The sequence below is a fragment of the Thermogemmatispora sp. genome (genome assembly GCF_019683635.1).
Taxonomy (GTDB): domain Bacteria; phylum Chloroflexota; class Ktedonobacteria; order Ktedonobacterales; family Ktedonobacteraceae; genus Thermogemmatispora.
The window spans coordinates 17,950-31,506 of sequence record NZ_JADGIA010000037.1 but is presented as its reverse complement, the minus strand read 5'-3'; the positions used below and the strand labels follow the sequence as shown (position 1 = coordinate 31,506).

Annotated in this window: 11 protein-coding genes; 3 read left to right on the top strand and 8 right to left on the bottom strand. The window is 61.1% G+C overall.

The features are described 5' to 3' along the window. The 4 genes from IRZ31_RS06500 to IRZ31_RS06485 form a co-directional block, all read right to left on the bottom strand. On the bottom strand, positions 1-1,564 hold a 1,564-nt coding region (locus tag IRZ31_RS06500; protein WP_297151260.1), incomplete at its 3' end, for an ATP-binding cassette domain-containing protein. A 10-nt stretch (positions 1,565-1,574) separates the two neighbouring features. Further along, positions 1,575-2,762 (bottom strand): ABC transporter permease, encoded by a 1,188-nt coding sequence (locus tag IRZ31_RS06495; RefSeq protein ID WP_297151254.1) that lies wholly within the window; start codon positions 2,760-2,762, stop codon positions 1,575-1,577. Between the two features lie 268 nt (positions 2,763-3,030). Then, positions 3,031-4,050, bottom strand: coding sequence for a BMP family protein (locus IRZ31_RS06490; protein WP_297151251.1), 1,020 nt, complete (start codon positions 4,048-4,050; stop codon positions 3,031-3,033). A 116-nt stretch (positions 4,051-4,166) separates the two neighbouring features. Then, entirely contained in the window at positions 4,167-5,018 is an 852-nt protein-coding gene (locus tag IRZ31_RS06485; protein WP_297151249.1) for a TIM barrel protein, read from the bottom strand. 380 nt (positions 5,019-5,398) lie between these two features. On the opposite strand from IRZ31_RS06485, the gene IRZ31_RS06480 reads away from it, so the two are divergent. The 3 genes from IRZ31_RS06480 to IRZ31_RS06470 all read left to right on the top strand — a co-directional run bounded on the left by IRZ31_RS06480 (position 5,399) and on the right by IRZ31_RS06470 (position 9,063). Continuing rightward, positions 5,399-6,043, top strand: a complete 645-nt coding sequence (locus IRZ31_RS06480; RefSeq protein WP_297151245.1) for an isochorismatase family cysteine hydrolase — start codon at positions 5,399-5,401, stop codon at positions 6,041-6,043. A gap of 106 nt (positions 6,044-6,149) precedes the next feature. Next, positions 6,150-7,505: a dihydroorotase family protein gene (locus IRZ31_RS06475; RefSeq protein WP_297151242.1), complete on the top strand. Its 1,356-nt coding sequence runs from the start codon at positions 6,150-6,152 to the stop codon at positions 7,503-7,505. A 124-nt stretch (positions 7,506-7,629) separates the two neighbouring features. Beyond that, complete coding sequence (locus IRZ31_RS06470) at positions 7,630-9,063, top strand: amidohydrolase (protein WP_297151239.1); 1,434 nt, start codon at positions 7,630-7,632, stop codon at positions 9,061-9,063. Here the strand turns inward: IRZ31_RS06470 and IRZ31_RS06465 are convergent. The 4 genes from IRZ31_RS06465 to IRZ31_RS06450 are packed head-to-tail and all read right to left on the bottom strand — an operon-like array spanning position 9,054 to position 13,451. Further along, complete coding sequence (locus tag IRZ31_RS06465) at positions 9,054-10,232, bottom strand: ABC transporter ATP-binding protein (protein ID WP_297151236.1); 1,179 nt, start codon at positions 10,230-10,232, stop codon at positions 9,054-9,056. The genes IRZ31_RS06470 and IRZ31_RS06465 overlap by 10 nt on opposite strands. After that, complete coding sequence (locus IRZ31_RS06460; protein ID WP_297151233.1) at positions 10,229-11,446, bottom strand: ABC transporter ATP-binding protein; 1,218 nt, start codon at positions 11,444-11,446, stop codon at positions 10,229-10,231. Before IRZ31_RS06460 ends, IRZ31_RS06465 begins: the two co-directional genes overlap by 4 nt. Next, positions 11,446-12,444: an ABC transporter permease gene (locus IRZ31_RS06455; protein WP_297151230.1), complete on the bottom strand. Its 999-nt coding sequence runs from the start codon at positions 12,442-12,444 to the stop codon at positions 11,446-11,448. The genes IRZ31_RS06460 and IRZ31_RS06455 overlap by 1 nt, the downstream gene beginning before the upstream one ends. A 5-nt stretch (positions 12,445-12,449) precedes the next feature. Continuing rightward, positions 12,450-13,451 carry an ABC transporter permease gene (locus IRZ31_RS06450; RefSeq protein ID WP_297151227.1) on the bottom strand — a complete coding sequence of 334 codons (1,002 nt, stop codon included), beginning with the start codon at positions 13,449-13,451 and terminating at the stop codon, positions 12,450-12,452. Between the last annotated feature and the right edge of the window lie 106 nt (positions 13,452-13,557).

Here is a 13,557-nt window from a genome sequence, read left to right as displayed (position 1 = left end):
GCTGCTGCCCGAGCGTCAGATTCTGCACGCGCTCATAGGGTGAGGCTTCCAGCCCGAGACTCTGAGCGAGCTGAGCAATACGCTGCTCGGCCTGGCGCAGGTCCAGCAAGGGCGCCCGCTCCGGCCTCGTGCCCAACACAATGTTTTCCAGGATTGAAAGCGCGGGAATCAGCATGAAATGCTGATGCACCATGCCGATACCAAGCTGCATGGCCTCGCGCGGCGTCCTGATCTGCACGCGCTTCCCCTCAACCAGGATCTGGCCCTCATCAGGGCGATAGAGGCCGTAGACAATATTCATCAATGTCGTCTTGCCGGCGCCGTTCTCGCCCAACAGGGCATGGATCTCACCCGCGCGAATGGCCAGCGTCACATGGTCGTTAGCCACTACTCCCGGAAAGCGCTTCACGATCTGACGCAGCTCTAGCACAGCGCCCGCCGTTGCCGGTGCCGCATCCTCTGCCGCCTTCTCTTCGCTGGCAGCGGCACCTTTGAGAAAAGAGTGCGCTCCCCCGTTCCCATAGGGCTGGCCACTGGCCGCCGGGCCGCGTGCGTTGCGCATCAGCAACATCAACGCCAACAGCGTGATCACGTAAGGAAGCGTCTCCAGCAGTTGATAAGGCACATTCACGCCATAGGCTTGCAGGCGAATCTGCAAGGCGTCTCCGAAACCGAAGAGCAGCACCCCCAACAGAATGCCGAGAGGATGCCAGCGCCCGAAGACGATCGCCGCAAAGGCCACATAGCCACGCCCCGCAGTCATATTCTCCTGAAATGCATTCACACCGCTGGCGCTCACCAGGGCAGCGCCGCCAGCGCCGGCCAAAGCTCCACAAACCAGCAAAGCCAGATAGCGTACGCGCTGCACCTCGATGCCGACCGTGGTCGCCGCCAGTGGCTTCTCGCCAACCGCGCGCACGGCCAGGCCCCAGGTGGTGCGATAAAGAACAAACCAGGTCACCGGGACCAGGGCCAGGGCGATGTAGACCAGGGCATTCAACTGAAAGAAGGCCGGTCCGATGTAGGGAAGCGAGCTGAGCAGCGGAAATGAAAGCGTCCCGAAGCCGGGGGCCGAAGGAAACTGCGACACATTGCCGAAGCGCAGGCGAAACACATAGGCTGTCGCCGCCATTGCGAAGAGATTGAGGCCAACCGCGCTTACGATCTGATCGACGCGGAGCGTCACCGAGAACCAGGCATGCACCAGAGCGATCAACATCCCGACCACAATTGCCAGCAGCAGACCGACCCAGGGACTATGACCGGCCAGCGCGCCCATATAGGCCGCCAGGGCTCCGCAGAGCATGATAGCCTCCAGAGCCAGATTCAGCACTCCCGCCAGCTCGTTGAACAGCCCGCCGAGCGCAGCCAGCAACAGCGGCGTCATGGCCACCAGCGAAGCCACCACAAAATCAGGCGAAGTGAGGAGCGCAATCAGACCACCAACTCCCTGGCCGTTGGCGGATCGGCGGCCCGTCACCAGATTGAGAATCATCAGACAGACCAGCAGCAGCACGATGGCCAGGACGACCCAGAGCCACTGTCGCGACTGTTGCTTGCGCATAGGCACTCCCTCACTCTGCAACAAAGGTCTCAGGCTCAAGACTACTCGTCGGCGGCTGCCCATCCGCTCCGGTGGCCTTGGCTGACGGATCGCTCCCGCCCGCCGTCTGTCCACCGCTCTGGCGCTGGCGCACCAGATCGAGAATGACCGGCGACGAAACGGCCAGTACAGCCAGAATAGCCAGAGTCCGTACAATGTCCGCCAGCTGTGATGGCAGCTGGGCGATGGCCTCCATAGCCGAAGCACCGTTGGCTAAAGCTCCGAAAAAGAGGGCTGCCAGCCCCACGCCACCAGGGTTCAAGCCACCAAGCAGCGCGACGGCGATGGCATCGTAGCCCGTATTGGGAGCGAAGCCAGTGATCAGCTGGTAGCGATAGCCCAGGATCTCGATTGCCCCAGCCAGGCCGGCCAGCGCCCCGCTGATGAAGAAGGAGAGCAGGTAGACGCGGTCAACATGTACCCCAGCGTGACGGGCCGCCTCGCGGTTCAGACCCACCAGACGCATGCGGTAGCCCCAGGTTGTGTAGCGCAGCAAGACAAAGATCACCACCAGAGCCAGCAGCGCCAGGAGGAAACCGGCGTTTAGATCGCTGCCTCGCACCAGAATAGGGAAGGTGGCATCCTGTTGGACCGGGAATGAGGTCGGGGCAGCTGTAAAACCTGGAGCGTGGATTGGGCCGGAGATCATATAGTCAATGAAATAGATCGCAATGTAGTTGAGCAGGATGCTCGTGATGACCTCATTGATGCCGAAGCGGACCTTCAGCCAGGCCGCGGGCGCAGCCCACAGCCCCCCAGCCACGAAGCCAGCGACGGTTGCCAGTGCCAGATGCAGCCCGCCTGGCAGTCCGGTGAACTTGCCGCCGACGACCACCGCCGCCAGCGCGCCCAGGTATTCCTGACCAACGCCGCCGATATTGAAGGCCCCGGCCCGGAAAGCTACCGCGATCCCCAGGCCAATCAGCAGCAGAGGCGTGGCCTCATTGAGTGTCTCGGCAAACTGCGGTAGCGTCCCGAAGGCACCTTGAAAGAGGCCAGAGTAGGCATCGAGCGGGCTGAAGCCGCTGATGAGCATCACCACGGCTCCGAGCAGCAGCGCCAGACCAATGGCCACCAGCGGCAGCACGAGCGAGAGCCACCAGCGCCTCAGCCGCCCGAGGCCGAAGCGAGCACCTGTCACAACACGCATCATAGCCATAGCCAATTGCTCCCAAGGAGCGAGAGGGACAAGTAAGAGAAGCGCAACGCTTCACCTCCTGGCCCTCTCACCCTGCGGCTCACACTGGAGGAGCATTGCAAGTGACAGCAAGCAATGGGGTTCCCTCCCGGCCTGCCCTGGCCTGCTCCTCCGTCCTGATTCTGTCCTGGACGGACGCCCAGGCGCCTGAAGCGAAGGCCAGCCAGGCCGCAGACGGGAAGGAAAAAGCATCTCACGAGCCATCGAGGCTCAGCCGGTGATCTCAGCCCTAGGCGGAGGTTGCCAGGCCGATATTCAGCTTCCCGGCCAGATACTGCTGGACCGCCGCCTCCACGCGGGTGCGTACATCCTGGGGCACCCAGTCGCCCCACTGTCCCAGATGCTGCACCTGCTCTTTAAAGCCGAATTGATAGGTTGTATTCCCCTTCAGCTGGCCCTCTTTAAAGAGCTTGGCGATCTGCAGATAAAGGCCCGGCACCTCCTGCACGCCACTTGTCACAATGGTATTGGGGGCCAGTGAATAGGCGTCCGTCGACCAGCCGGCGATGACCTTCACGCCCTTTTGCTGAGCCAGCTTGATGGCCGGCCCATCAAAGGCATTGCCCATAATCGTGATCACATCCACGCCACGATCAAGCTGAGCCTGTGTCACCTGCTGACCCTTGACCACGTCATCGTAAGAGCCGACAAAGGCCACACTAACACTGGCCTGCGGGTTAACCGCAGCCACGCCCTTCTTAAAGGTGTCGATATCGGCAGTCACCTGGGGCGCATCAACTGCGGCCACAATCCCAATCTTATTGTTCTTCGTCACCAGACCGGCGGCCATGCCGGTAAAATAGCCCAGCTCGCCATAGCGGAATTCCGTTCCGCTCAGATTAGCCAGCGTCCCCTGACCGTTGATGATCACAAAGTGCGTATTGGGAAACTCCGGAGCCACAGCCTTCACCGAGTCAGCGTACTCGAAGCCGTGGGCGAAGATCAGATTGTAGCCCTGGCGGGCATACTGGCGCAGCACGTTCGCCTGTTCTGCCTGCGAGACGTTCTCCGAATAGGCGAACGTCCAGCCCAGCTGCTCCTTAATCAGCTGCACTCCTTTGAGAGCGTCCTCATTCCAGCTGTGATCATTGACCGGACCACTGGTAACCATCGCCACCCGGATCGGCTGCGAACTACCAGAGCTTCCCGAAGAAGAGGAAGTCCCCTGGTTGCCACAGGCGCTGAGCAGAAGCAAGAAGAGGAGAAATAAAGGTATCCCGAAGAGCCGAAGCCGAGAGCCTTTCAGCATAGCCAGCCAACCTTTCGCTCCATGAGCTGGAGCCAGCGACTTCTGACAGGACGAACCGAACGGAACGGAATGCACGGACAGCAACAGCAGGCGAGAGCGCGCGATGACCGTGCCAGCTAACGTCGCTCAGCGTCAGAATCAGGATCGGGGAAAGGGAAAATAGCGCGGATGGCTGCCAATACCTCCGCGGTTGAACTGTGCCCCGGCACACACTCGAAACCAATCTGGCCATCATAGCCAAGAGCGAGCATCTCCCGGTAGATCCTGGCAATATTGATCTCCCCCGTCCCTGGGGCACCACGCTCGGGAACATCGGCGATGTGGATCGCGCCGACCAGATCAATCGTCGCTCGCAGGTTATTGATCAGGTTCCCTTCGTTGATCTGCTGGTGGAAAAGGTCAAAAACCAGCCTCAGCCGGGGTGAATTGAGACGCTGGACCAGACGAGCAGTGTCGAGGACGCTGCGCAGCAAATAGCCGTGAACGTGTAGCTTACTGAGCGGCTCGATCAGGAGCGTCACCTCCAGCCCCGAGCTATCGACCAGCTCCACCAGCCGCCAGAGTCCTTCCTCTAGCGCCTGCCAGCGCTCAGCCATGCTCAAAGGATGAGCCGGAGGCACCACCTGTCCCCCCGGACCGACCTCATCGCTCTGGACAAAGAGGGCCCGAATGCCGCAACGCGCAGCCATCTCCAGCGATTCGCGAAACTGGTCGAGGACGCGGGCGTGATCAGCAGCGTTGCTCAGTGAGCCGCGCCGCGAGCCAAAGACCGAGTTGATAAAGATCCCGTGGTCGGCAGCCACCTGGGCCAGATGGTCAATATCCTTGTCGATCCAGTCCCAGAAATCAACACCGGCAAAACCCGCACGCGCCGCCTCTTTGATGCGCTCCTCAACCGGTAGCTCACGCCAGAGAAACTGATACTGCGGCGCATCCGCTATCGCTTCGATCATGGCAATGTACTGCATCGTGCCATCCTCTCGCTGGCGTCCCTTGCTTGCGCCGGGCTTCCATCGATGTGGTATAGTGATTATACCACTTCTGGCAGCGATCAACCCGGTCCCCGACTGAGGGGGGACAGAGGTGGGCGCTCTCTTCTCCGCTGCCAATGTGGTATAATCACTATACCACTTTTTACAGAACCCGTCAAGCCTCTCGCGCTCCCGTGGTCGAGGCGGCCTTGGGAGAGGAAGAAGCAGAGCGGGTTGTCGTAGAGCAAGGTCGGTCTGTGCCAGCCGCTTGCCTGGCCGGCCCAGCTGATCAGATCAGCCTGGGGAGCGGCCAGGCCCTCGGACAGGTAGGTCTGGCGCAGTGCTGCAACAAGCAACCAGGAAAGAGAGGGAGCGAGATGAACTTCCAGATCGACCCTCGCGAAACCGCTCTACTCGTCATTGACGTCCAAAACGCCTTCTGTCATCCGCAGGGGACGCTTGGTCTCAGCGGGGTTGACACCAGACCGCTGGCGGCCATTATCCCCCACATTCGCCGTCTGGTGGAGGTTTGCAAAGCCTGTGGCATCCCCGACATCTGGACCATCCAGCATCACTTCGCCGAGGATCACACACGGGCGCTGCATCGTATCACTCCCCATACCCAGAAGCGGGCCCGCATCGCCTGCCAGCCCGGCACCTGGGATGCCGAGATCGTCGCCGAACTACAGCCCCTCATCGACCAGCGTAGCCATCTCATCGAAAAGCACAAATTCAGCGCCTTTTACGGCACGCGGCTAGAGGTGCTCCTGCGTATCCTTGGGCGGCGGCTGCTGCTCATCACTGGCACCACCACCAACGCCTGTATTGACACCACTGTTCGCGAGGCCTACATGCGCGACTACGACATTGTCGTCGTCCGCGAATGCGTCGGAGGCATTGACCCGGCCTGGCACGACATGGCCCTTGCTGTCTGGGAACGCTACATTGGCGCCGTTGTCTCGTTGGATGAGTTACTACCTGCCCTGGGGCAAGTCGCCACCCAGGTCGAGCCAAAGGGCTGAGCCATAGCGGAGCGGTCCATTCGCGCGCGATTCACCACGATTCACCAGGACCAAGGTCGATAAACTCATCAAGAGAATAAACGAGAAGAGAGGAGAGAGCACCATCATGGCAAAAGCGGACCTGGTCGTTAAGAATTGCCACATCGTCACGCCCACCACCACCTTCCGCGGCTGGCTCGCTGTGCGCGACGGCAAAATCAGCGCCCTCGGCGATGACGACAGCCCACCGGTGGCCCAGGAGACCATCGACGGAGGCGGTCACTATTTACTGCCCGGGCGAGTTGAACCCCACATTCATCTTGGCGTGCACTATCCTTTTGATCAAGACGTCGAGCAGACCAGCGCCGCCGCCATCGCCGGGGGAACCACCGTCATGATGCCGCACAACCGGGCCAAAGCCTCCTATCTAGAGGTCTACCCGCGCTGGGAGCGTAGCATCGCCGAGCACTCCTACTGCGACGTGGTGATTCACCTGCAGATCCAGAACCGGCAGCACATCGACGAAATTCCTCTCTATCACGAGCGCTTTGGCGTCCTCTGCTACAAGCTTCACCTCGACTACCGTGCGCCTGCAGTGGCCGAGCTAGACATCGAGCCACTAGACGATGGCGATGCCTACCTCACCATGAAGCAGTGCGCGCCCTTTAATGGGCTGGTCGCTCTTCACTGCGAGGATGTCGAAATCGTGCGCTACACCCTGCCGGCCATCCAGGCCACCGGGCGCAAAGACCTGCAAGCCTGGAGCGACGGACGGCCTGCCTTCTGTGAGGTTGCCGACATTCACACGATGGCCTACCTCAGCGAGCTGACTGGCTGCCGCATCGTTGTCCTGCACCTCAGCACCGCCGACGGTGTCGACGCTGCCGCCCGCTGGAACAAAGTCCCCCCCGTGCTCGAAACGCTGGTCCAGTTCTTGACGGTCTTCCCCGAGGAGGCGGGAGCGCGCATCGGAGCCATTGGCAAAATGAATCCGCCCTTGCGCGATCGCGCCAACGGTGAACGCCTCTGGGAAGCCATTCGCCGCGGAGCCATTGCCACCGTCGGCACCGACCATATTGCCTGCGAAAAGCACGAGACCGACGACCTCTGGAGTGTCACCGCAGGCATGCCAGGTATCGAAGTTGCCCTCCCGCTGCTCCTCTCCGAAGGCGTCCACAAAGGGCGTATCAGCCTGCAACAACTGGTCCATGTGGCGGCCCTCAATCCGGCCCGTCTCTACCACATCGACGACCGCAAAGGCTCTATCGCTATCGGCAAAGACGCCGACCTCGTCCTTGTCGACATGGAAGCCGAACGCGTTGTTCGTCCCGAGACCACCTTCTCCAAGCTCAAGACGCCGGCCAATGGCATGACCGTCAAAGGCTGGCCGGTCCTCACTATCAAGGGGGGCCAGCTTGTCTATCGCGAGGGCCAACTGCTCGTCAAGCCAGGTATCGGGCGCGTCCTGCGCTCCTATCCTTAAGCGAAGCTATGGAGGAGGCCAGCCAGGCCAGCGGACAGCCGCATTGTGGCAGTCTGCCTGCCTGTCTGCCCTCTCTCTTCTGCCAATCACACGAGAGAGCAAGAGAACAGCGAGGAACGAAGCGATGACACGCATCCTCATCGACAACGTCGACTATCTTCTGACCGTTGACCAGCACGATAGTGTCCTGGAGCACGCCTCGGTCGTCATCGAAGACACACGCATCGCCGCCGTAGGCCGGACCGGCGACATCGCCGCCCGTTACAACGGCAGCCACTTCGACCGTATCATCGACGGGCGGCGCACCCTCCTCATGCCCGGTCTCATTGAAGCCCATGTTCACCTCTCCGAGCAGCTCAGTCGTGGCCTCTTCCCCGACAGCCTCACCACGCGGCCCTGGGTCTTCAACTGGGCCAAACCCTTCTACTCCGCCGTTGACGAAGAAGCCGAGCACTGGAGCGTCCTCTTAGCCTGTCTCGAAATGATCAAGACAGGCACCACCTGCTTCCTGGACATGGGTTCTCAGAACGACGCCGGCATCACCGTCCAGGCGGCGGCCCAGGCTGGCATGCGCGGTATCACAGGCCGCCATGCTGCTGACGTCAAGCCGGAGGTTATCCCGCCCTACTGGACTCCTGAAATGGTTGCTCATCACTTCTTCCGCGACGCCGACGAGGCCCTGGCCGCCCTCGAAGCTTGTGTCAAGCGCTGGAACGGCTACGCCGACGGACGTATTCGCTGCTGGGTGAACATCGAAGGCAAAGAGCCATGTAGCCCCGAGCTGCACCGTGGCGCCCGCCAGCTGGCCGAGCGGCTCGGCGTTGGCACTACCTACCATATTGCTTCCTCCATTGAGGAAGCACGCGTCAGCGAACAAAAATATGGCCTCTGGCCAGTCGAGCGTCTGGAGCGCATTGGGGCGCTGGGGCCGAATCTTGTCCTGGCGCATGTCGTGGCCATCAAAGACCACGAGATTGACCTTCTGGCTCAGCGGGGGACCAAAGTCGCCTTCTGTCCCGGCACCTCCCTCAAGATTGCCAAGGGGGCTACACGTATCGGCAAATATCCCGAAATGCTAGCCGCCGGCGTCACTGTCGCCCTTGGCTGCGACGGCGTCTCTGCCTCGGGCGCCCTCGACATGACGCGCCAGCTCTACCTGGCGGCGGGCCTCTTCAAAGACGCGCGCATGGATGCGGCCATGATCCCGGCCCGGCAAGCCATTCGCATGGCCACCATCGAAGGCGCGCGTGCTCTGCTCTGGGACGACGAAATCGGCTCCGTCGAAGTTGGCAAGCGGGCCGACCTCATCCTCTTCGACCTCGACCAGGTCGAATGGGTGCCCTGTAACGATCCCGTGCAGACCCTGGTGTACGCTGCCACTGGCAGCAGCGTCAAGCACAGCATTATCAATGGCACCCTGGTCATGGAGAATCGCCGCGTCCTCACCCTCGACGAGGGTGAAATCATCGAACACGCGCGACGACTCACAGAGCGAGTCGTCGCGCGTTCGGGCCTCAAACGCAGTCAGATTCCCATTACCACCAGCCTCTACGACTGAGGGGAGGAACTGGCACCACTTGAGGGGGAAGTCGGAGAGGAAGAGTCGGGGCCAGGGCCGTCCGTTGCCGTCGAAGCTGCTGCCCCGTTGCTGCTCGCGGTCTTCAGACGTGCGCTGACCACCGGCTCCCCGTCGCCATCGCCATAGAGGAAACAATGTGTCCAGTGGCCGTTGCCCAGCTGAGTGCGGCGCGGGAAACGCTGACGGCAGATTTCCATTGCGTGAGGACAGCGCGGGTGGAAGCGGCAACCGCTGGGGGGATTGATCAGACTGGGAATCTCACCGCGCGCTGGCAGCTGCAATTTCTGACCAGCCATCATGCGATCCGGATCGGGAGCTGCGGACAGCAGCAGCTGGGTGTAGGGGTGTTTCGGACGCTGCGTGATCTCCTCACTGGGGCCTCCTTCCACCATCTGCCCGGCGTACATCACCAGCGTTTCCTCTGCGAAGTAGCGAGCGCTGGCGATATCGTGCGTAATATAGAGCAACGCGAGCTGCTCCTCATCCTTAAGGCGTAGTAGCAGATTCAGAATATCGAGGCGGATGGAGACATCCAGCATCGAGACCGGCTCGTCGGCCAGCAAGACTTCCGGGCGCACAGCCAGGGCGCGAGCAATAGCGATACGCTGACGCTGACCACCGCTGAGCTGGTAAGGATATTTCTCGATAAACTGCTCGGCGGGCGTCAAGCTCACACGGCGTAGCAGCGCCAGAATCTGCTCTGTCTCCTCCTGGCGGTTATGGACGTGGCCATGCACCCGCAAGGGGCGACTGAGGTGATAGCGGACGCTATGGATTGGATTCAAAGAAGCGAAGGGGTCCTGAAAAATCAGCTGCACGTGGCGCCGATAAGCGCGCAGGGCCTGGCCGCGCGCCTTCAGATCGACTGGCTGGCCGTGGAAGCGAATGACCCCCGAGGTCGGGTCATAGAGGCGGGCCAGCATGCGAGCCACCGTTGTCTTACCACTACCGCTCTCACCCACCACTGCCGTGGCGCGCCCGGGGTAGAGGGCCAGCGAAGCATCTTCCACGGCGTGGACAGCGCGCGGAGGGCCGAAGAGGCGAACTGTGCGCAGCGGAAAATCCTTGCGTAAATGCTCCGCTTCCAGCACGGGTTCCAATACCTTCTCTGGAGTCTGTTGCACCGTCAGCTGCTCGGAAACGCTCATACGATTGCACTCCCTTCAGCCAGAGCCTCGTAGCGTGCCGCGAACTCGGCGCTGCTCGGCGGCCCTTCTGGACGTTGATGGGCATCATAGAGATGGCAAGCCACCAGTTGGCGTGGTGTCTCAGCTGTCGAGGGCCGCAACTGGGGCTCAAGCTGCTGGCAAGGCTGCCAGGCAAAGGGGCAGCGAGGATGGAAAGCACACCCAGCGGGGACGGCACGCAGGTCGGGAGGAGAGCCGGGAATCCCGGCCATGCGGCGAATAGGACCGTGCAACTTGGGGAAGGAATTCAGCAGGCCGTAGCTGTATGGATGGCGCGGGTGAGCGTAGAACTCCCGACTGCTGGCCTTCTCCACCATCTTGCCGGCGTACATCACCGCAATCGTATCGGCCAGTTCCAGCAGCAGCGACAGATCGTGTGTAATAAAGATCAGCGCCGTTGAGAACTCGCGACAGAGCGAGCTGATCAGATCGAGAATCTCACGCTGGACCACCACATCGAGAGCCGTCGTCGGCTCGTCCATAATGATCAGCTCTGGCGTCAGAGCCAAAGCGATGGCGATCACCGCACGCTGGCGCATACCGCCGCTCAGCTCGTGAGGATAGCTGCGGAGGCGATCGGGAGCGATGCCGACCAGCTTCAGAAGCTCGGCAGCGCGCTCTTTGCGATCGGCGGCACTCATGTCAGGGCAGTGCGTTTTCAGCACATCCATAATCTGAGTGCCGATGGTCATCACCGGATTGAGCGCATTCATGGCGCTCTGGAAGACGATGGCCATCTCATTCCAGCGGAAGGCCCGCAGCTGAGCCGGCGAGAGCCGCAGCACGTCGATTGTCTCCGGTGAAGGAAGAGGCGAAGCTGGTGCAGTCCCGTTGTGAGCCGACTGACCGGTGCTCAGATCGCTGACTGCCACAATGTGCGAGGTTGCTTCGCGCTTCTCAGGCTTGCGTGGGTGATAGAGCACCTGGCCGCCAGTGATATAAGCTGGAGGGCGCAAGAGGCGCGAGATCGCGTAAGCGAGCGTCGACTTACCGCAGCCACTCTCGCCCGCCAACCCCAGAATCTCGCCCCGCCGCAGCTCGAAGCTCACCTCTTTGACCGCGTGCACGATGCCGTTGACCGCGTAGTAGTCAACGCTCAGATCGCGGACCTCCAGAAGGATGCCATTGCTCTGATCGTTGGGTGTACGGAGAGACTGGTTGTCCGTCATAGGCATTACGTTACCGCCTTCTCTTTGAGTTCCTTCGGCACATGCTCGCTGACCTCGCTGCGCAGACGCGGATCGGCGATCTCATCGATACCGAAGTTGATCAGCGCCAGGGCGGCACCAAGCAAGGCGATGCAGCAGCCTGGGGGAGCGAACCACCACCAGAGGCCGGAGAAGATCGAATCGGACTGCTGAGCCCAATAGAGCATACTTCCCCAGCTCACGGTATTGATATCGCCCAGACCCAGGAATTCCAGTGCCGTCCAGGCCAACAGCACAAAGATCACTGTGCTCACAAAAGCCGCCGCCACAATGCCGATCTCGTTGGGGAAAATCTCGAAGAAAATGATACGCCACACACTTTCACCGCTGGCTCGCGCCGCCGTGACAAACTCGCGGCTGCGCATCGAGAGCGTCTGTGCTCTCAGCAGGCGGGCGTTGAATGACCAGTTGGTGAGGATAATCACCAGGGCGATCGTCAGCGGCCCCTTGGGAAAGTAGCCGACCGCCACAATGGCCAGCGGAAGCGCAGGGATCACCAGGAAGACATTGGTCACCAGCGAGAGAATCTCGTCGATGATCCCGCCGAAGTAGCCGCTCACCAGGCCGACCACGACCGAGACCAGTGTCACCAGGAGGCCGGTCAGAAAACCCCAGAACACGCTGCTGCGCGTGCCGTAGAGCAGCTGCGAGAAGATGTCCTGACCCGTGGCCGTCGTGCCCAGCCAGTGGGCTGCCGAGGGCGGCGTTTCCGAGAGCCTGGAGGTCGCGGTGGGATCATAAGGGGCCAGCATTGGCCCGAAGATGGCCACCAACAAGAAGAAGGCGACAATGCTGCTGCCAATCGCCACCTTGCGATTGCTCGTCAAAACCCGCCAGACGAGCCGAAGGTTCTCGCCCAGGCGGGCCAGCCGCGAATCCCTGCGTGGAAACTTTTTTGGAAACGTTGACGGGATCGTTTCCGGCTCCAGAGTAGCTACGTGCTGAAGATCCTTGCCCAGGCTCATGGTTGTCAGGCGCTCCTTTCGAGGCGGACACGGGGATCGAGGAAGGTATAGCTCAGCTCGGCGAGGAAATTGGCGCCGAGCACGCCGAGGGCGACGACCAGGAAAATGCCCTGCATCAGGGAATAGTCCTGGTTTTGGACCGCCTGCAGCAGGGAATAACCGATGCCGGGATAGGAGAAGACCATCTCCGTCAGCAACTGGCCGCCGACAATGAAGCCCAGCGAGATAGCGAAGCCGGCCACATTGGGCAGAATCGCATTGCGAGCCGCGTAGGCGAACATAATGCGGCTGGTACGCAAGCCCTTGGCCTTCGCCATCAGCACGTAGTCCTCTGAGAGCGTAGTAATCATCGAGTTGCGCATGGTGAGCATCCAGCCGGCGACGGAAGCGATCACAATCGTCAGGGCTGGCAAGATCCCATGATATATCACGCTCGCGATGAAATCAAGCGTCCATCCTGGGTCAACGTTCAGCTCATCGTAGCCGCCGGTCAGAGGGAACCAGCGCAGCTCGAAGCCGAAGATGTAGAGGATTAAGAGGGCCATCCAGAAGTAAGGGATTGCCGACAGAAAATTCAGCAGCGGTGACAAGATCGTATCGAGCAACGAGCCGCGTTTCCAGGCCATGACGATGCCCAGGAGGCAACCGAGGGCAAAGCTGAGGATGACTGAGACCAGGCCCAGGCCCAGCGACCAGAAGATATCGCGCCCGATGACGTTTGTCACTGGCTCGAAGGAGGAGGTCACGGCCACGCCAAGGTTGCCGTGCAACAAGCTATTGAGGTAGTCGAGGTACTGGATGGGGAGCGGGTCGCCGGTATTGTAGCCCAGCTCCGCCTGGATAGCCTTCAAGTAGGCGGAGCCCACATGAATACCGCGACTCTGCAGATTGCCCAACAGCACAGCTGCCGGATCGCCTGGAGCCAGGCGTGGAATCAGGAAGTTCAAGGTAATAGCCGCCCAGGCGGCGAACAGATAGAACAGAATGCGACGAAGTAGATGGCGCATTCAGGGACTCCTTCGTACCTTCCGTGATCTGCGCTGCGCCAGGGCTGTCATCGAGGCTGGAGGACAGCGCAGATAGGTAAGGCGCGCTCCTAAGAGAATCTCCCCA

What these genes read in the sequence shown, in the direction of transcription:
- IRZ31_RS06460 (WP_297151233.1), bottom strand. Translation starts at nt 11,446, where the DNA reads ATGCCTATGACGGACAACCAGTCTCTCCGTACACCCAACGATCAGAGC.
- IRZ31_RS06495 (WP_297151254.1), bottom strand. Translation starts at nt 2,762, where the DNA reads ATGGCTATGATGCGTGTTGTGACAGGTGCTCGCTTCGGCCTCGGGCGG.
- IRZ31_RS06465 (WP_297151236.1), bottom strand. Translation starts at nt 10,232, where the DNA reads ATGAGCGTTTCCGAGCAGCTGACGGTGCAACAGACTCCAGAGAAGGTA.
- IRZ31_RS06450 (WP_297151227.1), bottom strand. Translation starts at nt 13,451, where the DNA reads ATGCGCCATCTACTTCGTCGCATTCTGTTCTATCTGTTCGCCGCCTGG.
- IRZ31_RS06475 (WP_297151242.1), top strand. Translation starts at nt 6,150, where the DNA reads ATGGCAAAAGCGGACCTGGTCGTTAAGAATTGCCACATCGTCACGCCC.
- IRZ31_RS06490 (WP_297151251.1), bottom strand. Translation starts at nt 4,050, where the DNA reads ATGCTGAAAGGCTCTCGGCTTCGGCTCTTCGGGATACCTTTATTTCTC.
- IRZ31_RS06455 (WP_297151230.1), bottom strand. Translation starts at nt 12,444, where the DNA reads ATGAGCCTGGGCAAGGATCTTCAGCACGTAGCTACTCTGGAGCCGGAA.
- IRZ31_RS06485 (WP_297151249.1), bottom strand. Translation starts at nt 5,018, where the DNA reads ATGCAGTACATTGCCATGATCGAAGCGATAGCGGATGCGCCGCAGTAT.
- IRZ31_RS06470 (WP_297151239.1), top strand. Translation starts at nt 7,630, where the DNA reads ATGACACGCATCCTCATCGACAACGTCGACTATCTTCTGACCGTTGAC.
- IRZ31_RS06480 (WP_297151245.1), top strand. Translation starts at nt 5,399, where the DNA reads ATGAACTTCCAGATCGACCCTCGCGAAACCGCTCTACTCGTCATTGAC.